The 19,298-nt window shown below is 62.6% G+C and carries 16 protein-coding genes; 9 read left to right on the forward strand and 7 right to left on the reverse strand.

Annotated features, from left to right (window positions below):
• Position 1 precedes the first annotated feature (1 nt).
• Both hemJ and rho read left to right on the forward strand, forming a co-directional pair.
• The gene (hemJ, locus tag JO965_RS00985) at positions 2-427 is read left to right on the forward strand and encodes a protoporphyrinogen oxidase HemJ (protein ID WP_203441870.1); all 426 of its coding nucleotides are present in this window, start codon (positions 2-4) and stop codon (positions 425-427) included.
• A gap of 475 nt (positions 428-902) precedes the next feature.
• Positions 903-2,168 carry a transcription termination factor Rho gene (gene rho / locus JO965_RS00990; RefSeq protein WP_036354999.1) on the forward strand — a complete coding sequence of 422 codons (1,266 nt, stop codon included), beginning with the start codon at positions 903-905 and terminating at the stop codon, positions 2,166-2,168.
• Between the two features lie 196 nt (positions 2,169-2,364).
• On the opposite strand, the gene JO965_RS00995 is transcribed toward rho, so the two are convergent.
• Positions 2,365-3,285 carry a DMT family transporter gene (locus JO965_RS00995; RefSeq protein ID WP_203441871.1) on the reverse strand — a complete coding sequence of 307 codons (921 nt, stop codon included), beginning with the start codon at positions 3,283-3,285 and terminating at the stop codon, positions 2,365-2,367.
• 117 nt (positions 3,286-3,402) lie between these two features.
• Here JO965_RS00995 and JO965_RS01000 point away from each other — a divergent pair, with 117 nt between their 5' ends.
• Positions 3,403-3,912: an Lrp/AsnC family transcriptional regulator gene (locus tag JO965_RS01000; RefSeq protein WP_203441872.1), complete on the forward strand. Its 510-nt coding sequence runs from the start codon at positions 3,403-3,405 to the stop codon at positions 3,910-3,912.
• Positions 3,913-4,076: 164 nt separating this feature from the next.
• On the opposite strand, the gene JO965_RS01005 is transcribed toward JO965_RS01000, so the two are convergent.
• Complete coding sequence (locus tag JO965_RS01005) at positions 4,077-6,095, reverse strand: thioredoxin domain-containing protein (protein WP_203441873.1); 2,019 nt, start codon at positions 6,093-6,095, stop codon at positions 4,077-4,079.
• Between the two features lie 117 nt (positions 6,096-6,212).
• On the opposite strand from JO965_RS01005, the gene mnmE reads away from it, so the two are divergent.
• The 5 genes from mnmE to JO965_RS01030 all read left to right on the forward strand — a co-directional run bounded on the left by mnmE (position 6,213) and on the right by JO965_RS01030 (position 12,087).
• Positions 6,213-7,523, forward strand: coding sequence for a tRNA uridine-5-carboxymethylaminomethyl(34) synthesis GTPase MnmE (gene mnmE / locus JO965_RS01010; RefSeq protein ID WP_203441874.1), 1,311 nt, complete (start codon positions 6,213-6,215; stop codon positions 7,521-7,523).
• A gap of 317 nt (positions 7,524-7,840) precedes the next feature.
• Positions 7,841-9,724: a tRNA uridine-5-carboxymethylaminomethyl(34) synthesis enzyme MnmG gene (gene mnmG, locus JO965_RS01015; RefSeq protein WP_203441875.1), complete on the forward strand. Its 1,884-nt coding sequence runs from the start codon at positions 7,841-7,843 to the stop codon at positions 9,722-9,724.
• Entirely contained in the window at positions 9,721-10,350 is a 630-nt protein-coding gene (gene rsmG, locus JO965_RS01020; protein ID WP_246776702.1) for a 16S rRNA (guanine(527)-N(7))-methyltransferase RsmG, read from the forward strand. Before mnmG ends, rsmG begins: the two co-directional genes overlap by 4 nt.
• Entirely contained in the window at positions 10,347-11,186 is an 840-nt protein-coding gene (locus tag JO965_RS01025) for a ParA family protein (protein ID WP_203441876.1), read from the forward strand. Before rsmG ends, JO965_RS01025 begins: the two co-directional genes overlap by 4 nt.
• Before the next feature lie 19 nt (positions 11,187-11,205).
• Positions 11,206-12,087, forward strand: a complete 882-nt coding sequence (locus JO965_RS01030) for a ParB/RepB/Spo0J family partition protein (RefSeq protein ID WP_203441877.1) — start codon at positions 11,206-11,208, stop codon at positions 12,085-12,087.
• Between the two features lie 298 nt (positions 12,088-12,385).
• Here the strand turns inward: JO965_RS01030 and holA are convergent, their stop codons facing one another.
• From holA to leuS, 3 genes are read right to left on the reverse strand one after another with little or no spacing between them, the layout of a single operon-like run.
• Positions 12,386-13,405 carry a DNA polymerase III subunit delta gene (gene holA, locus JO965_RS01035; protein ID WP_203441878.1) on the reverse strand — a complete coding sequence of 340 codons (1,020 nt, stop codon included), beginning with the start codon at positions 13,403-13,405 and terminating at the stop codon, positions 12,386-12,388.
• A gap of 4 nt (positions 13,406-13,409) precedes the next feature.
• Positions 13,410-13,946, reverse strand: a complete 537-nt coding sequence (gene lptE, locus JO965_RS01040) for an LPS assembly lipoprotein LptE (protein ID WP_203441879.1) — start codon at positions 13,944-13,946, stop codon at positions 13,410-13,412.
• The gene (gene leuS, locus JO965_RS01045; protein ID WP_203441880.1) at positions 13,933-16,554 is read right to left on the reverse strand and encodes a leucine--tRNA ligase; all 2,622 of its coding nucleotides are present in this window, start codon (positions 16,552-16,554) and stop codon (positions 13,933-13,935) included. The genes lptE and leuS overlap by 14 nt, the downstream gene beginning before the upstream one ends.
• 256 nt (positions 16,555-16,810) lie before the next feature.
• Between leuS and JO965_RS01050 the strand changes: the two genes are divergently transcribed.
• Complete coding sequence (locus tag JO965_RS01050; protein ID WP_203441881.1) at positions 16,811-17,488, forward strand: YggS family pyridoxal phosphate-dependent enzyme; 678 nt, start codon at positions 16,811-16,813, stop codon at positions 17,486-17,488.
• A 4-nt stretch (positions 17,489-17,492) separates the two neighbouring features.
• Here JO965_RS01050 and JO965_RS01055 read toward each other — a convergent pair whose 3' ends face one another.
• Positions 17,493-17,993: a hypothetical protein gene (locus JO965_RS01055; protein WP_203441882.1), complete on the reverse strand. Its 501-nt coding sequence runs from the start codon at positions 17,991-17,993 to the stop codon at positions 17,493-17,495.
• 231 nt (positions 17,994-18,224) lie between these two features.
• The gene (locus JO965_RS01060) at positions 18,225-19,220 is read right to left on the reverse strand and encodes an aldo/keto reductase (RefSeq protein WP_203441883.1); all 996 of its coding nucleotides are present in this window, start codon (positions 19,218-19,220) and stop codon (positions 18,225-18,227) included.
• Between the last annotated feature and the right edge of the window lie 78 nt (positions 19,221-19,298).

Below are 19,298 nucleotides of genomic sequence, written 5' to 3' on the forward strand. Positions count from 1 at the left end.
GATGTTGTATCTTTGGATCAAGGCGGCCCACGTGATCGCCATCATCGCGTGGATGGCGGGCATGCTCTATCTGCCGCGTCTCTTCGTCTATCATTGCGATGTGCCGAAAGGCTCGATCCAGTCCGAGACCTTCAAGATCATGGAGCGGCGTCTGCTCAAGGCGATCATCAACCCGGCCATGAGCTTGGCCTGGATCCTGGGCTTGATCCTAATCTGGCAAGGCGGCTGGTACACCTCCGGCTGGCTGCACGCGAAGGTGCTCCTGGTGCTGATCCTGTCCGGCGTCCACGGTTTCCTGTCGAAGACCGTGAAAGTCTTTGCCGCCGACGCGAATGTGCGACCGGCGAAGTTCTACCGGATGATCAACGAGGTCCCGACGATCCTCATGATCGGCATCGTGATCCTGGTGATCGTGAAGCCATTTTGATTTTTTGTTCAACACATTCAACACAACTGTCATCCCGGACGGTGCAGCCGATCCGGGATCGCAGGACGAGTATGGCGCGATCTTCCCTCCCCCTTGCGGGGAGGGGCAGGGGCGGTGGTGGTGTGACGAGGTGAGCGATCAGTCCAGCCGGATACTGTAGTAGCCATTGATCCAGCTGGAAAATGCAGCGCTCCGACTTTTCGACCCCCACCCTCAATCCCTCCCCGCAAGGGGGAGGGAAGAGACGTCCTGCCCGCCCCGGTGCTCGCGACGTCGTGTTTTAAACCCTCTTGAGCCTTGGCCCGAATAAGGCTAAAAGGGAGTCCTCTTCCTCTAAAGACAGGTTGCGCTGCACGGGCCCGACAGGGCTCTCTCAAGTCACCCTTCGTGAACTGAGCGGCCCTGTCCAACGTTTCCCCGACCTTCCCGCGTACAGCTCCATCTGCCCGCGATTTTACCCCGAGAGTGTTCCCCGATGAGGGAAATCAAACTTCAAGACCTGAAATCCAAATCCGCCACCGAACTGATCACCTTCGCTGAAGAGCTCGAGGTCGAGAACGCGAGCACCATGCGTAAGCAGGAGCTGATGTTCGCCATCCTCAAGCAGCTGGCGGCGCGCGAGGTGGAAATTATCGGCGCCGGCGTCGTCGAGGTGCTGCAGGACGGCTTCGGCTTCCTTCGTTCCGCCGATTCGAACTACCTGCCCGGCCCCGACGACATCTATGTCTCGCCCTCGCAGATCCGGAAATTCGGCTTGCGCACCGGCGACACGGTGGACGGTCCGATCCGTGGTCCGAAAGAGGGCGAGCGCTATTTCGCGCTGCTCAAGGTCAACACGATCAATTTCGAGGATCCCGAGAAGATCCGGCACAAGGTTCACTTCGACAACCTGACGCCGCTCTTCCCGCACGAGCGCTTCAATCTCGAGATTGCGGATCCGACCAGAAAAGATTTCTCGCCGCGCATCATCGACATCGTCTCGCCCATCGGTAAGGGCCAGCGCGCGCTCATCGTCGCGCCGCCGCGCACCGGTAAGACCGTGCTGATGCAGAACGTCGCGCAGTCGATCACCACCAACCATCCCGAGTGCTACCTCATCGTGCTGCTCATCGACGAGCGTCCGGAGGAAGTGACCGACATGCAGCGCTCGGTGAAGGGCGAGGTCGTGGCCTCCACCTTCGACGAGCCGGCGACGCGCCACGTGCAGGTCGCCGAGATGGTGATCGAGAAGGCGAAGCGTCTGGTGGAACATGGCCGCGACGTGGTCATCCTGCTCGATTCGATCACGCGTCTGGGCCGCGCCTACAACACGGTGGTGCCGTCTTCAGGAAAAGTGCTCACCGGCGGTGTCGACGCCAACGCCCTGCAGCGTCCGAAGCGCTTCTTCGGTGCGGCGCGCAATATCGAGGAAGGCGGTTCGCTCACCATCATCGCGACCGCGCTGATCGATACCGGCTCGCGCATGGACGAAGTGATCTTTGAAGAGTTCAAGGGCACCGGCAACTCGGAAATCATCCTGGATCGCAAGGTCGCCGACAAGCGCACCTTCCCGGCCATCGACATCACCCGCTCCGGCACCCGTAAGGAAGAACTGCTGGTGCCGAGCGACACGCTCAAGAAGATGTATGTGCTGCGCCGCATCCTCAACCCGATGGGCACGGTGGATGCCATCGAGTTCCTGCTCGACAAGCTACGTCAGACCAAGTCGAACCAGGAATTCTTCGACTCGATGAACACCTAAGGCGGAACGTCCGCCTACGGAATTTTGGCCCCATCCTCTCAAGCCAGGAGGGTGGGGCTTTTGTTTTGTGTTTTATAACACGCCCATCAGCCACAGCACGATCAGGGTCAACACGGCGGAGACCAGGAGCGAGCCCGCGCAGCCGAGCCGGTTCGAGAAGAACAAGAACATCGCCGCTCCCTTATGCTGTCGCGGGTCATCCTTTGCTTGCGGAACCGAAGACGCCGCTTGCCAGCACAACGCCGAGCGTCGCCAATGTTATCCCGGTGAGAGCGACGGTATCCGGGATCTCGCCGAGAACGGGAATAGCGATCAAAGCTGCCAGCACGATCGACAAGGGCGAGACGGCTGCAGCGCGCGAGGCGCCAAGGCGGTCGATGGCGATGCCGTAAAGCACGATGCCGGCGACGCCCGAGAGAAACCCCTGCACGACGGCCTGCAAGATCACAGATCCAGCAAGTCCATCATCAAGCGCATGAACGAGAGATGGAGCGCCGAGGGGCAGGAGGACGAGGAACGACCATAGCCCGATGAGCGCTGCGGCCTGAAGGGACGACAATCCGCTGCGGCGATAGGCATGGGTATAGATCCCCCACAAACAGGCGCCGGCGAGCAGCAGCACATGCCCGCGCCAAGTGCCGTTGCCGGCAAACAGCAATCCATAGCCGCCGATACAGACGACGCCGATGAGGATGAGCGCGAAGCCCGCGATCCGGATACGTCCGAGCCGCTCGCCAAAGACGAGCCAGCCGATCAGCGCCACGAAGAGCGGCATGGTGCCGGGCAGAAGCGGGCCGATCTCCGCTGCCGGAGCGAACTGCATGCCGAGCGCAACAATGAGAAAGAACGGAGCACCGGAGCCGAGAAGCCCGAGTCCTTTCAAGAAACCGAGATTCTTCGGGAACAGACCGATCCGCCAGCTGATCGGGAGCAGCAGGAGGGCGGGAACTCCGAAGCGCAACAGACCGACGGCGGCCGGCGGTAAATCATGCGTCACCGCATGACGGGTGGCGACCGCCCAGACGGCCCAGATCGTGACTGTGGCGAAGGCGGCGAGCCAGCCGATCAGGGCAGGGCGAGTTTGAGCCTGGGGCGAGGCAAGGGCAAGATCGGACATGGGAAACCTCCTGCCTAAGAGCATAGGCTTTCAGGGTATGGCATGTCCTTGCGAAGTTTGACTTGATGATTGCCTATTCTTGGCAGAAAATTGCGCAAAACTGGGTTTCACGCATCCATGCCCTATATCAATCTCGACGCCATCGATCTGCGGATCCTGAACGCCCTTCAGAGCGACGGGCGGCTGACCAATCAGGAATTGGCCGATCAGGTTGGCCTCTCGCCCTCTCCTTGTCTCCGGCGGATCCGACGCCTGGAGCGTGATGGCTTCATCCGCACCTACCGAGCCGTGCTCGACCGGGACTCCGTCGGCTTGGGTCTTACCGTCTTCGTCGAGATCAAGGTGGAAAAACATTCCCGCGACAATGCACAGGCGCTCCAGCAGGCGCTCGCCGCGATGCCCGAGGTGGTGGCCTGCCACATGGTCTCCGGCACAGCCGATTTCATCGCCGAGATCGTGGTGACCAATCTCAAAGCCTACGAGAAGCTGTTGACGGAAAAGATCCTGATCCTGCCGATGATCGGCGACATCCGCTCCAACTTCGCCCTCACGCGCGTGAAATCCGACGCGGCTCTGCCGCTGACACATCTCAAGCGGGAGGTTGAGGAGCGGAAGCCTGATTGCTGAGGGCTCCTCGCAACGATTCTGCCCATGCCAGAGAGTCAGGCTGGACATTCACCTCTTTCGTCATCACCGGCCTCGTGCCGGTGATCTCAAATCATTGAAGCGCCGAGCTTCACCGCATCGGGACAGGCCCGGTCATGACGGAAGGGTTGTGTCATGGAGGGCTATTAGCCCTTGCCTCGGATCTCAAGCATCTCCTCCACCTGCGCTTTCAACCCTTCCGGATCCGTGACCGGGAGGGAGCATCGCATGCCGGCACAGATGAGGGCCTGGGCCTCGGTGTGCGAAGAGGCAAGAGCCTTGGCCGGATGGTTGTCGTCGAGCGCTTCGCCCATGTGCAGCTGCCGGACGCTGCGGTCGGGGTAGGGGATTTTGAGCGCGGTCTCAAACAAAGCGGCGGCGTTGTTGCCCGTGACGAGGATGCTCAGGCCGCGCAGGTGCAGGTCGAGGGCGTTGAGGATCGAGGTGTGGCCGAGCGGCGCCGAGCGTGCGGCGCCCACGAGCCGGCTCAGGATGTCGGAGGCGCGCCGGAGATCGTGTTCTGTTTCCGTGATCTGCGCTAGGCGAACGAGCGCTTCGGCGAAGATACCATTGGCGTTGGGCACGGCATCGTCCTGCGTCGGCTGTGGTCGAACGACCAAGGGGTCCGCGCCCTGAGCGGTCATGGCGAGGGAGCCTGTTTCCTCGACCCAATATTCGGCGAGCAGCACATCGCGCCAAGTCTGCGCATCCTGGAGGTAGGCGGGTTCGGAAGTCATCTCGAAGAGAGCCAGTGCCGCCCGCATCATGGCGGCATGGTCGAGGGCGAAGCCGGGGAAGATCAGCGCGCCGCCGCGCCAGGAATGGCCGAGCCGGCCGTCGCGGCTCATCGATTCCGCCACGAAACGATAGGCTCGGGCCGCGAGCGTCATCCAGTCCGGCCGGTCGAGAAGGAAAGAGGCTCGTACGAGGCTGGAGATCATCAGCCCGTTCCAGTCCGCCAGCACCTTGTCGTCGAGGCCGGGCCTGACCCGTGAGGCTCGCCGCTCCAGAAGTTTTCCGCGCATGATCGCGAGCCGCTCCTCGACAGCAGGCAGCGCCTCGCCGGAGATGAGCCGGTTCAGGATGTTGCGGCCCTCGAAGTTTCCTTCCTCGGTGATGTCATAGGCCTTGGCGAAGAAAGCGGCATCTTCCTCGCTTAAGGTCTCGCGGATCTCAGCGAGGGACCAGACATAGAAGCGGCCTTCTTCACCTTCTGAATCCGCATCGAGGCTCGAGGCGAAGGCGCCCTTGGGCGTGCTCATCTCCCGTTGAAGCCAAGTGACGATTCCTTCGGCCGCATCGCGGAAGAGGGCGCGGCCGGACTCCACAAAGGCCAGCGCATAGAGTTCCAGGAGCTGTGCATTATCGTAGAGCATCTTTTCGAAATGCGGTACGAGCCAGCGTTCGTCGACGGAATAGCGGGCGAAGCCGCCGCCGAGGTGATCGTGGATGCCGCCGAGTGCCATCTGCTCCAAGGTGAGAAGGAAACGTCTCTTCGCCTCGTCATCTCCGGTGCGGCGGGCATAGCGAAAAAGATATTCGAGGATCGGCGGGTTGGGGAATTTCGGAGCGCCCTGCAGCCCACCATTCTCGGTGTCGATCAGCTCGGTGAGCCTGAGGCCCATGCGGTCGAGATCGTCGCGGCCAAGCGTGCCGCTATCGCTCCCGTCGGTCCTGGCGAGGTGCTGCTTGATCGCATCCCGGTTCTTGAGGATGCGCTCGGGCTCGGCGTGGTACAGGCGGCTGATCTCCCGCAGTACGCCGACGAAGCCTGGCCGCCCGAAGCGCGGCTCCTTCGGGAAATAAGTGCCGCCCCAGAACGGTTCGCCCTCCGGCGTCAGGAACATGGTGAGCGGCCAACCGCCCGGCTCGCCGAGCAGATGAAGCGCACTCATATAGACATGGTCCACATCCGGCCGCTCTTCCCGGTCGACCTTGATGTTGACGAAGAGCTCGTTCATGACCACGGCCACGTCCGGATCCTCGAAGCTCTCATGGGCCATCACATGGCACCAGTGACAGGCGGCATAGCCGATGGAGATCAGGATCGGCTTGCCCTGCCGCTTGGCCTCGGCCAAAGCCTCGGGACCCCATTCCCACCAATGGACAGGATTGTCCCTGTGCTGCAGAAGGTAGGGGGAGCTGGCCTCTTTCAGGCGATTCATGGGTTCTGCTCCGGCTTCGGGCTCAATCGATTCGGATCAGAACCGATTCTGACCACGCCTCATGTTTTTAAGACTTCATCAACCTTAAATCTTCTTGCCTGTACGAGGTTCACGTTCATGCGTTCGGACGACACTATCTTCGCCACCGCCTCCGGTCACGGCCGCGCCGCCGTCTGCCTAATCCGGATCAGTGGGAAGGAGAGCCGCACCATTCTGGAACGGATGGCGGGGAGGGTTCCCGAGCCCCGGCGCGCTGTCGTGCGGACCTTGAAGCATCCGACCACCGGGGAGCCTCTCGATCAAGCCCTGGTTCTGTGGATGCCGGGGCCGGGAAGTTTCACTGGCGAGGATCAGGCCGAGCTCCAGATCCATGGCGGCCTGGCGACCCGCGCGGCCGTGTTGCGGGCGCTCGGCACCATCGACAATTGCCGACTGGCGGAAGCCGGCGAGTTCACCCGCCGCGCCTTTCTCAACGGGCGGATGGACTTGAGCCAAGTCGAAGGCCTTGCCGACATCATCGATGCCGAGACGGAGGCACAGCGTCGCCAAGCCATGCTTCAGCTCGGCGGGCGTCTGGGCAATGCCGCCGAGGGTTGGCGCGAGAACGTGCTGCAGGTTCTGGCACTGCTGGAGGCCAGCCTCGATTTCTCCGACGAGGGCGATGTGCCGGAGGATCTGGAAGCGGAGATTCTTGAGATGATCGATCGAGTGCGGGGCGAGATCGGCCGCGCCATGGCGAACCGCAGCGGCGAGCGCCTGCGCGAGGGGCTCACGGTCGTGCTGGCGGGACCTCCCAATGCGGGCAAGTCGACTCTGCTGAACGCGCTCGCTCAGCGGGACGTCGCCATCGTCTCGCCGATTGCCGGCACGACCCGCGATGTGATCGAGGTCCATTGTGATCTCGGCGGGCTGCCTGTGATCATTGTCGATACCGCGGGCCTCAGGGAGAGCGGCGATCTGATCGAGCAGGAGGGCGTCTCCCGCGCCCGCGCCCGAGTGGAAAATGCCGACCTCGTGCTCTGGCTCGTTCCGCCGGAAGGCGGGGAAAGCGAGCCGCCTCAGGCCAAGTGTCTTCTGCGCGTGGGCACGAAATCCGATTTGAATCGGATCCGACGCGATTGCGACCTCATGATTGCGGCCGCCACCGGCGAGGGGTTGCCGAAACTCATCGCACGTCTGGAGCAGGAGGCTGCAGCATTGATGGGGCAGGGCGATGCCATCGTTACCCGTGAGCGTCACCGTAAGGCTCTAGAGCGCGCCTATGCCGCTTTGGAGCGTGCCCGCGCCATGCTGGTCAGCCACGGTCCGCTCGAATTGGCGGCGGAAGAGGTGCGGTTGGCCGCCCGCGCCATCGGCGAGATCACGGGCCGCGTGGATGTCGAGGATGTGCTCGACCGCCTGTTTTCCAGCTTCTGCATTGGCAAGTGATCCGTCATCAGTAACCCTGACTCGAATCTGTGAGAGTCGATTTTCGTCTGTTCACGAATCGGTGGAACAATGTTGAATCGGATGCGCACAGCCTGTGAACAGGCTGTGCGCATCCGAGATCAGGCCCAAAATGTTTCACGTGAAACATTTTGCCCTTTTGACCTCCGTGGCGCCGGGACTTAGATCCAAGCGCATCGTGCGAAAAAGTGTTTTCGGTTTTCCGCGCCAAGCGATGCGCTCGGCAGGAAAAGGAGCATCGGATCGATCCCAAAAGTGCATTCCACTTTTGGGTCCGATGCTCTGACATGGAGAATTTCATGAGTCAGGTGTTCGATGTGATCATCGTGGGCGGCGGCCATGCGGGGTCCGAGGCGGCGGCGGCGGCGGCGCGCATAGGCGCACGCACGGCCCTCGTCACCCACAAGCTATCGACTATCGGCGCCATGTCCTGCAACCCGGCCATCGGCGGCCTCGGCAAGGGCCATCTTGTGCGCGAGATCGACGCCCTCGACGGCGTCATGGGCCGCATCGCCGACCGGGCCGGCATCCAGTTCCGCCTGCTCAACCGTCGCAAGGGACCGGCGGTTCGAGGGCCGCGCACCCAGGCCGACCGCAAGCTCTATGCCCACGCCATGCAGGCGGAGTTGCTGCAGACGCCGAACCTGACGATCGTGGAAGGGGAGGCGGACGATCTCGTTGTGCAGGACGGTCGCGTCACTGGCCTGCTGCTGACCGACGGCCGTGTTCTCACAGCCGGAGCCGTGGTCATCACCACCGGCACTTTCCTCTCTGGACTGATCCATATCGGCGAGAAGAAGATCCCGGCTGGCCGCATGGGTGAGCGTCCCTCCCTCGGCCTGCCGAAGACCTTCGAGCGGCTCGGCTTCACTCTCGGTCGTCTGAAGACTGGCACTCCGCCACGCCTCGACGGCCGTACCATCGACTGGGCGGGTATCGACAAGCAGGCAGCGGACGATGAGCCGGTGCCGTTTTCTCTTCTCACCACCCGGATCGAAAACCCGCAGATCGAGTGCGGCATCACCCGCACGACCGCCAAGGTGCATGAGTTGATCCGGGACAACCTGCACCGCTCGGCCATGTATTCCGGCGAGATCCAGGGCAGGGGGCCGCGCTACTGCCCGTCCATCGAAGACAAGGTCGTGCGCTTCGGCGACCGGGATGGGCATCAGATCTTTCTGGAGCCGGAGGGTCTCGACGACATCACGGTCTATCCCAATGGGATCTCGACCTCCCTGCCCGAGGATGTGCAGCTTGCTTTCCTGACGCACATCCCGGGTCTGAAGAGAGTCCGGATGCTCCAGCCGGCCTATGCCATCGAGTACGATTATGTCGATCCGCGCAACCTGACGGCCGCGCTCGAAACCAAGGCGGTTCAGGGTCTTTTCCTCGCAGGCCAGATCAACGGCACCACGGGCTATGAGGAAGCAGCGGCTCAGGGGCTCGTCGCCGGCTTGAATGCCGCGCGTCGGGCATCCGGTCAGGACGGCATCGTGTTCGACCGGGCCGAATCCTATATCGGCGTGCTTGTCGATGACCTAATCACCCGCGGGGTGAGCGAGCCCTATCGCATGTTCACCTCACGCTCTGAGTATCGCCTGAGCCTGCGCATCGACAATGTGGATGAGCGCCTGACCGGCAAGGGCCTGGAGATCGGCTGCGTCGGCTCAGAGCGCGAGGCGCATTTCCGGCGCTCGCAAGATGAGATCCGCGAGACGCGGCAGCGGCTGCAGGCTCTCAGCCTCACCCCTCAAGAGGCCTCCCGCCATGGTCTGGAACTGAATCAGGATGGCGTTCGCCGCTCCGCCTATCAGCTCCTGTCCTATCCGAATATTGGCTGGAATGACCTGAAGCGCGTCTGGCCGGATCTGGGACCGGTGAGCCTATCGGCGCAGGAGCGGCTGGAGACGGATGCCACCTATGCGGTTTATCTCAACCGCCAGCAGGCCGACATTGCCGCCTATCGCCGCGATGAGGGTGTGGTGCTAGAGGAGAGCATCGACTTCCAGGGGCTGCCCGGACTGTCGAACGAGATCAAGGCCAAGCTCGATCTGGTCCGCCCCAAGACTCTTGGGCAAGCGGCCCGGATCGAAGGGATCACGCCGGCAGCCCTGACCTTGTTGGCTGCTCATGCCCGTAAAGGGTCGGGACGAAGCGCCCGCGCGTCTGGGGCACTATCGTGACGAAATCCGCCATAATCACCGCCTCGGACCTCAATGTTTCACGTGAAACATTCGAGAAGCTGGAACTCCTGGAGCGCGAGCTTCTCCGCTGGCAGGCGATCAAAAACCTCGTCGGACCGGCTACGCTCGACCAAATCTGGGACCGCCACATCGTCGATTCTCTCCAGCTTCTGGACCTTGCGCCCGATGCCAGGACTTGGCTTGACCTTGGTTCTGGCGCTGGATTTCCCGGTCTCGTTCTCGCTATCGTCGGCGCAGAGAGGGGGCTGAAGGTCCATCTGGTCGAGAGCAATTCGCGCAAATGTGCTTTCTTGCGCCAGATCGCGCGCCTGACGGAGGCTCCGGCTACGGTGCACGAGGCGCGGCTGGAAACTGTGGTGCCCGGCTTCGTCGGCAAGGCCGATGTGGTCTCGGCCCGCGCCTTGGCGTCATTAAGCATGCTGCTGGATTGGACGGCACCCTTGTTGAAAGCGGGGACAATGGGCCTGTTTCCCAAGGGTCGCGACGTCGAGACCGAATTGACCGAGGCTCGGAAAAAGTGGACATTCGAGGCAGAGATCCTGCCAAGCCTGACCGATTCTGACGCCAGGATTCTTCGCATAACCTCCATCGAGAGCCATTCATGATGACCGACCGCAACGGACCCGAAGCAGGTGCGCATGGCGTGAAGCCGCGCGTTCTCGTGCTTGCCAACCAGAAGGGTGGCGTCGGCAAGACGACGACGGCGATCAACCTCGGCACGGCGCTCGCCGCCATCGGCGAGAAGGTGCTGATTATCGATCTCGACCCGCAGGGCAATGCCTCGACCGGTCTCGGCATCGACCGCAAGAGCCGCAAGGTGTCGACCTATCATGTGCTCGCCGGTGAAGCGTCGCTGGCTGAGAGCATCACCGAGACCGTCGTGCCCGGATTGGCGGTCGCGCCCTCGACGCTCGACCTGCTCGGCGTTGAATTGGAGATCGCGAATGAACGGAATCGGTCGCATCGACTCCGCTCGGCGATTCAGAGCCTTTCGGCCTCCGAGGTAAGCGAACCTTTTACCTATGTTTTGATCGATTGCCCGCCATCGCTTAATCTTTTGACCATCAATGCCTTGGTGGCTGCTGACGCGGTTCTGGTCCCCCTCCAATGCGAATTTTTTGCCCTGGAAGGCCTCAGTCAGCTTCTCAAGACGGTCGAACAGGTCCGCTCGGCCCTCAATTCGGATCTGTCGATCCATGGCGTCGTGCTGACCATGTTCGACCCGCGCAACAACCTCTCGGGCCAGGTGGTGGCCGATGTGCGCGAGTTCATGGGCAGCAAAGTTTACGAGACCATGATCCCGCGCAACGTCCGCGTGTCCGAGGCTCCGTCGCACGGCAAGCCGGTGCTGCTCTACGATCTGAAATGCGCCGGTTCGCAGGCCTATCTCCGTTTAGCATCCGAAGTCATTCAGCGTGAACGCGCTCTGCGCGCCGCGTAACGAGAGTTGAGAACAAGACATGGCGAAGGAAATGAAATCGCTGGGCCGGGGGTTGGCCGCATTGATCGGCGAGGTCGGTGACGAAATCGGCACCATGCAGCAGGGCAGCAAGGGCGGGCAGAAAAAGGTGCCCGTCGAGTTCCTGCGCCCGAACCCGCGCAACCCGCGAAAGGCTTTCGAGGATTCGGAGCTTCAGGAGCTGACACAGTCCATCAAGGACCGCGGCATCATCCAGCCCATCGTGGTCCGGCCCCTGCCGAACAAGGCCGATTCATACGAGATCGTTGCCGGCGAGCGCCGTTGGCGCGCGGCACAGAAGGCGGGTCTCCATGAAGTGCCGGTGGTCATCGTCAATATCGATGACAAGACCTCGCTCGAATACGCCATTCTCGAAAACGTCCAGCGCGCCGACCTCAACCCGATCGAGGAGGCGGATGGTTATGCACGTCTGATGGCCGAATTCTCCTACACGCAGGAGAATCTCTCCAAGATCATCGGCAAGAGTCGTAGCCACATCGCCAATATGATGCGCCTGACGGATCTGCCTACGCCGGTCAAATCCCTCCTGGTCGACCGCAAGCTCACTGCCGGACACGGCCGCGCGCTGCTGGCCGTGCAGGACCCGGTTGCTGTCGCTAAGCGCGTCCTGAACGAGGGACTGAGCGTACGCCAGGTCGAGGAGATCGCTCAGGGCGACAATGCGCAGCCGAAGCTCGAAACCAAGTCGGTCAAGCCCGGTAAGGCCGAGAAGGACCCGGACACCCGCGCCCTCGAAAAGGCACTGCAGGACGTGCTTGGTCTTACCGTCAGCATTGACCATAAAGGCCAGGGCGGCGAATTGCGCATCAAATACAAGTCCCTGGAGCAGCTCGACGGGTTGTGCCGGCGACTGAATCCGTAAGAAGCCCGATCAGGCAAGTCACATTCCCCGTCATCGCCGGTCTCATGCCGGTGATCTCGTTTCTATGAGGCGCGATATTCTTCAAATCGGGATGGCCAGCACAAAGCCGGCCATGACGTGATGGGCGTCATCCCTGACGGCCCGCAGGGCCAGGAAGGGGATCCAGTCCTGCGCTCAGTGTTATGGATTCCCTTCTCCTGCGATGGCTTCGCCATCTCCGGCCGGGAATGACACGCCCGTCCCGTAAGCGCGTGTCCGTATCGAGATGGCCGGCACAAGCCCAGGCATCACATAAAGGCTACCGCCGTGCCGCGCGCGCGATGTCGAGCAAGGTCTTCGACGCAATCGTATCGTCGAGATCGGACAGGCGGCGGGTCTGCAGAAGGTTCGTCTGCAGGAGCGTGATGGCGTTCTTGAGACTGTCGCTGGTCCAGCGTTGGAGATGACGCTCGACCAGGGGTTTGCGCCGGAAATGCAGGCTACGCATGGATTCCATCACGGCCGGGATCGGGCGGCCCTCCTCTACGGAAAAGCGGGCATTCAGCAGCATCAGGGCATGACGGAGTGCGGCGCCGAGCAGCACGGACGCATTCACGCCTTCGGCCGCGAGACGCCGGGAGCCGGTCTCGAGGCCCGTGCCTTCGCCGCCAAAGGCTGCATCGACCACCGCATCCATGGCGAGGCTCGACACGTCGCTCATGATCGCGTCCACATCGGCGACGGTGATCTCATGCTGACCGTGGGCATAGAGCATGAGCTTTGAGAGCTCCCCGCGGGTGGCGAGGCGGTCGCCACCGAGGCTTGCGATCAAAGCAGTCCTGGCCTCCCGTTGAATCGAAAAGCCGTTGGCTTTCAAGGTGTCATCGACGACGGTGCCGAGATCGCGGCCCGTATCGGCGTAGCAGGGCAGGGCGAGCGCCTTTTGCGAGCGCTCGCAGAGTGTCCGCAACGGCGAGGATTTTTGCAGATCACCGCCCTCGATGACGATGACCGTATCCTGCAACTCGCCCTTCAGGACCGCATCGACGGCGGGTGCGATGTTGCGCGAGGTCGATTTCACCCAGATCGCGCGCTTCGCCCCGAACAGGCCCATCGTCCCGGCTTCGTCCGCGAGGCGGGCGGGATCGGCGGCGATGTCGTCGCCGTCGATGCGGATGAGCTGGAAGGGGTCTGACGCATCGTCCACTGAGCGTTCGGCGACCATGCGCGCCCGCTCATTGATCAGGCCCATATCGGGCCCGTAGAACAGAAACACGCCGATGCGCGGATCGGGGCGCCGCAGCGCCCCATCCACGTCACCCGCTTTGACGGCGACCATCGACTCAGCTTTGAGTTGCGAGTGTCGCCGACAACCGGGTCTTCACCTGCTGCGCCAGATCCTTGGCGAGCCTGATCTCCGCATCCCGCGCCGCCCGAATGTTGGCGAACCGCTGTGGGAATCGGTCGAAGCTGGTCGACGACGTCGCAACCCCTTGCGTCACAACGGTTTTTCCGTCCAGGCTCGTCAGGGTGTAAGTCAGCGTTCCGCCGACGATGACGGAGCTGGCCGTGCCGGTCTCGCTGTCGACGACCGGGCTCGACTGGCTCTCGCGCATGGACATCTTCAGGTTGTATTTCTTCGGCGTATCCGACCCCGACCCATTGAGGGCATAGATCATCTCGCTGCGCAGGTAATGCCCCGTATTCGCGAGCGCCGGCGGCCACTCGATCTCCGGCACGTCGATGGAGGCCAGCACCGTCTGAAGCGACTGGCCCGAGACGGTCGGCCCATGGAGCGGCCGGAAGCAGGCGGACAGGCCGAGAGACAGGCCTGCCACGAGAGCGACGTGGGCGAGAGCCTTGAACTTAAGCGACGACATTCACGATCCTTTGGGGAACCACGATGATCTTGCGGGCGGGCTTGCCTTCCATAGCCTTTTGCACGGCGTCTAGCGAGAGCACAGCCGCCTCGACAGTAGCCTGATCCGCATCGCGGGCAACCGTCACGTCGGCGCGCTTCTTGCCGTTGACCTGCACCGGCAGGGTGATCGTGTTCTCGACGAGAAGCGAACGGTCGACAACGGGCCAGGCCGTGTCGGAGACGAGACCCGGCTGGCCCAGCGACTCCCAGCATTCCTCGGCCAGGTGCGGCATCATCGGCGCCAGCAACTGCACGAAGATGCGTCCGGCCTCGGCAAAGGCCGAATTCACGCCCGGCTCGTCGCTCGCCTTGGCCTGGTTCGCCAGATCCTGCAGGGAATTGGCCAGTTCGTAGAGATGGGCGACGCAGCGGTTGAAGCGCAGGCGCTCCACATCCTCTTCCACGCTGGCGAGCGCCTTATGTGCCGCCTTGCGCACTGCGAGCGCAATCGGACCATCACCAGAAACGCCGTCGGCGCTGCCGATGCGCTCGGCGATCTCGCCGACGAGGCGCCACACGCGCTGCACGAAACGGCCTGCGCCCTGCACGCCTTCCTCTGTCCAGATCACGTCACGCTCAGGCGGCGAATCTGACAGCATGAACCAACGGGCCGTGTCAGCGCCGTAGGACGCGATGATCTCGTCCGGATCGACCGTGTTCTTCTTCGACTTCGACATCTTCTCGATCGAGCCGATCTCGATCGGTGCGTCAGTCTCCACATGGAAGGCCTTGCGCGTGTTGCTTACCGCCTCGAAGCGCACGTCGGAGGGCAGCACCCAGCCGCCGCTCGCATCCTTATAGGTCTCGTGCACCACCATGCCCTGCGTGAACAGGCCCGCGAAGGGCTCGTCGAGGCCGGCATGGCCGGTCTTCTTCATCGCGCGGGTGAAGAAGCGCGAATAGAGCAGGTGCAGGATCGCATGCTCGATGCCGCCGATATACTGGTCGACTGGCAGCCAGGAATCGACGGTCGCGCGGTCGACCGGCTTGTCGGTCAGGGTCGGATCGGTGAAGCGCGCGAAATACCAGGACGAATCCACGAAGGTGTCCATAGTGTCCGTCTCGCGCCGGGCTTTTCGGCCGCATTGCGGGCAGTCGACATGCTTCCAGGTCGGGTGACGGTCGAGCGGATTGCCCGGCACGTCGAAGGACACATCCTCCGGCAGCACCACCGGAAGCTGATCCTTCGGCACCGGAACCACGCCGCAGGCATCACAATGGATGACCGGGATCGGGCAGCCCCAGTAGCGCTGGCGTGAGATGCCCCAGTCGCGCAGGCGGAAATTCACCTTGCGCTCGCCGACCGCCCGGTTGCCGCGGACCTCGCTCTCCAGGCGGCGGGCGACCTCCTCCTTCGCTTCTTCGATGGTCATGCCGTCGAGGAAGCGGGAATTGATCATCCGGCCTTCGCCATCATAGGCCACGTCCGTGACCACGAAGCTGGCGGGGTCCACGTCCGGCGGGCAAACGACAGGGGTGTTGCCCAGACCGTATTTATTGACGAAATCCAGGTCGCGCTGGTCATGGGCCGGGCAGCCGAAGATGGCGCCGGTGCCGTATTCCATCAGGATGAAGTTCGCCACATAGACCGGCAGCGTCCAGTCCGGGTCGAACGGATGCACCGCGCGGATGCCGGTATCGAATCCGAGCTTTTCGGCCTTGTCGATGGCCTCCTGCGCCGTGCCCATGCGCTTGGCTTCTTCGATGAAGGCGGCGAGCTCCGGGTTCTTCTCGGCTGCGGCCTTCGCCAGCGGATGATCGGGCGCAACTGCCATGAACTTGGCGCCGAACAGGGTATCAGGCCGCGTGGTGTAGATCTGCAGCTCGGTCTCGCCGTTCGGCACGGTCTCAGGCTTCAGGGCGAAGCGCACCAGCAGGCCTTCCGAGCGGCCGATCCAGTTGCGCTGCATCAGGCGCACCTTCTCCGGCCAGCGGTCGAGCGTATCGAGCCTGTCGTCCAGATCCTGCGCGAAATCGGTGATCTTCAGAAACCACTGGGTCAGCTCGCGCTGCTCGACGAGTGCGCCTGAGCGCCAGCCGCGCCCGTCGATCACCTGCTCGTTGGCGAGCACGGTATGATCGACCGGATCCCAGTTCACCTTGGCGGTCTTACGGTCGACGAGCCCGGCTTCCAGGAAGTCCAGGAACATGCGCTGCTGATGCTTGTAATAGCTCGGATCGCAGGTTGCGATCTCGCGGCTCCAGTCGATGGCGAGACCCATGGACTGCAGCTGGGCGCGCATAGTGGCGATATTGGCATAGGTCCATTCCTTCGGATGGACCTTGTTCTGCATGGCGGCGTTCTCGGCTGGCATGCCAAAGGCGTCCCAGCCCATCGGATGGAGCACGTTGAAGCCGCGGGCGCGCTTGTAGCGGGCCACCACGTCGCCCATGGTATAATTGCGCACGTGGCCCATATGGATGCGCCCCGACGGATAGGGGAACATCTCGAGCACGTAATATTTCGGACGCGGGTCGTCGTTGTTCGTCTTGAACAGGTCGCGGTCGTTCCAGACCTTCCGCCATTTCAGCTCGGCTTCCTTGGCGTTGTAGCGCTCAGGCCTCATTTTTCTTAAGCCATCCGTCGTTTAGCGATTCAAGCGGCTTGCGCCGCAGCATTGGCGCGGACTAGGACACAGCTCTCCCGCGCGGTCAACGGTTTCGCGTCGCGGAGGCGGTCAAGTTTCGACGCATGTGTCATCCCCGGCGGCCCGAAGGGCTGGGAAGGGGATCTATTGCGGTGTGCCTGACCGTGGACCCCCTTCCCCTACGATGGCCTTCGCCATCTCCGGCCGGGGATGACAGGAGCAGGAGAGGACGTCCATGAGCGAGAACAGCGCGGTCGAAGGCTTGGAACAGGTACGGGCGAGCATCCGTCGCGCGGCCTCCGATTACGGTCGCGACCCGTCGTCCATCACCCTCGTGGCGGTCTCAAAGACCTTTCCGTCCGAAGCGATCGAGCCGGTGCTCGCCGCGGGCCAGCGGGTCTTCGGTGAGAACTATGTGCAGGAGGCCAAGGCCAAGTGGCCCGCCTTGCGCGAGCGTTATGACGGCGTGGAGCTGCACATGATCGGTCCGCTCCAATCCAACAAGGCCAAGGAGGCGGTAGAGCTCTTCGACGTGATTCATACGCTCGACCGACCGTCGCTGGCTGAAGCGCTGGCAAAGGAAATCGCCAAGCAGGGCCGGAGGCCGCGTCTGCTCGTGCAGGTCAACACCGGCGAGGAGCCGCAGAAGGGCGGCGTGATCCCGACCGAGATCGATGCTTTCCTCGATGCCTGCCGCAACAAATATGGCCTGAGTGTCGAAGGTTTGATGTGCATCCCGCCGGCGGAGGACCCACCGTCGCCACATTTCGCCCTGCTCAGCACCATCGCGAAGCGCCACGGACTGACATGGCTCTCCATGGGCATGAGCGCCGATTTCGATGCCGCGATCCAGCTCGGTGCCACCCATGTGCGGGTCGGCAGCGCGATCTTCGGGAGCCGGCCGAAGGCTTGAGCCATCAATCGACCATCAGGACAGTATCGAACTGCTTCTTTTTCCTGTCCCAGAAATGGAGGCTGGTCCGGCCATTTCCGATCCAGAGGATCCCGGGATTTTTGAGCATGACGCGACTTGGATAATGCGTGCAGTCGTGGAACTCACGAAAAGCATTGCCGCAGATCGTATCCCAGGGGCCCCGCTTGGCCAATCCAAGGCCGTCTGACGGCTCCATGCCATCTGGACTGATGACATGAACGCGACCGTTCAGGACTGCGATGAGGCCGCGGGCCCCGTCGATCTTTCGAATCGCGATTAGCGCCTTGTCCTTCTTTCCATCGCCATCGAAGTCGGCTTCGATCATCGTAGGGTCAATGGAATTGGCCGACGCATCCCCAATGCGAGCCTTCTCCTCTTCGGTCGTGAGCGCTCGCCAGAAACCGAAATCTTGCGATAGAGTGCTTGAGACGGGCAGCGAGGAGGGGCCGGCGCTCACGACGGCCAGGATCAGTCCGCGTTTCATGGATGTCCTCGCGATCGCTTCACCAAGGGAGTGCTCGCTATAACAGAACAAATGCCTTCCGACGGTGAGATCGCACACCATCAGCATGCCCACACAGCCCAGAAGTGGAAGCTGGGTAGGAAATCTGCTGCCTCTTCGTCATGGCCGGGCTTGTCCCGGCCATCCCGATTGTGAAAAGCGCGGGGCCTCAATCCATCGCCATCACCGGCACAAGGCCGGTGTTCCGCTCGTTCACACCCGCTCGCTATCCAGCATCGCCATCTGTGCGGACGGATAGCGGTCGCCGGCCGCCGCTCCTTTAGGGACGATCTGCTCGATGGCGGCGAGGTCCTCCTTCGTGAACTTTACATCCAGCGCACCGAGAGCCTCCGTCAGCCGATCGCGCCGACGAGCGCCGACGAGGGGGATGATGTCCTCGCCCTGCGCCGCCACCCAGGCGATGGCGATCTGCGCGACGCTGACGCCCCTGGCCTCGGCCAAGCGCCGGAGGCCTTCGACCAGCGTGAGGTTCTTCTCCACATTGCCGTCCTGGAAGCGCGGGCTGTGACTGCGGAAATCGCCCTGACCTTGACCGCCCTTCTGCCAATGGCCGCTGATCAGGCCGCGGGAGAGAACGCCATAGGCTGTGATGCCGATGCCGAGGTCACGACAGGTGGACAGGATGCTGTCCTCGATGCCGCGTGAGATCAGGGAATATTCAATCTGCAGGTCGCAGATCGGGTGCACGCTGGCAGCGCGGCGAATGGTGTCGGCGCCGACCTCCGAGAGGCCGATATGGCGCACATAGCCGGCCTTCACCAGATCGGCGACGGCCCCGATCGTGTCCTCGATCGGCACATCCGGATCGAGACGCGAGGGACGGTAGATGTCGATGTGATCGACCCGCAGACGCTGCAGGGTATAGGCGAGAAAACTCTTGATGGCTTTCGGCCGTGCATCGTAGCCGAGCCAGTTCCCGGCCGGATCGCGCAGGGCGCCGAACTTCACGCTGATCAGCGCCTGATCGCGGCTGCGGCCCTGGAGCGCTTCGCCGATCAGCATCTCGTTATGGCCCATGCCGTAGAAATCGCCCGTATCGAGCAGGGTGACGCCCGCTTCCAGAGCCGCATGGATGGTGGCGATGCTCTCCGCCCGGTCCGAGGGTCCATACATGCCTGACATGCCCATGCAGCCGAGACCGAGGGCGGACACGGAGGGGCCGGTTTTTCCTAAACGGCGCTGTTGCATCTGATGATCTCCTGAAAATGTCGGCCAGCGTATTCGCTGGCGTCAATGGATATGCCCGCTTCCGGTTCGTGCGATAAT

The organism is Microvirga sp. VF16, from assembly GCF_016864375.1.
Taxonomy (GTDB): Bacteria; Pseudomonadota; Alphaproteobacteria; order Rhizobiales; family Beijerinckiaceae; genus Microvirga.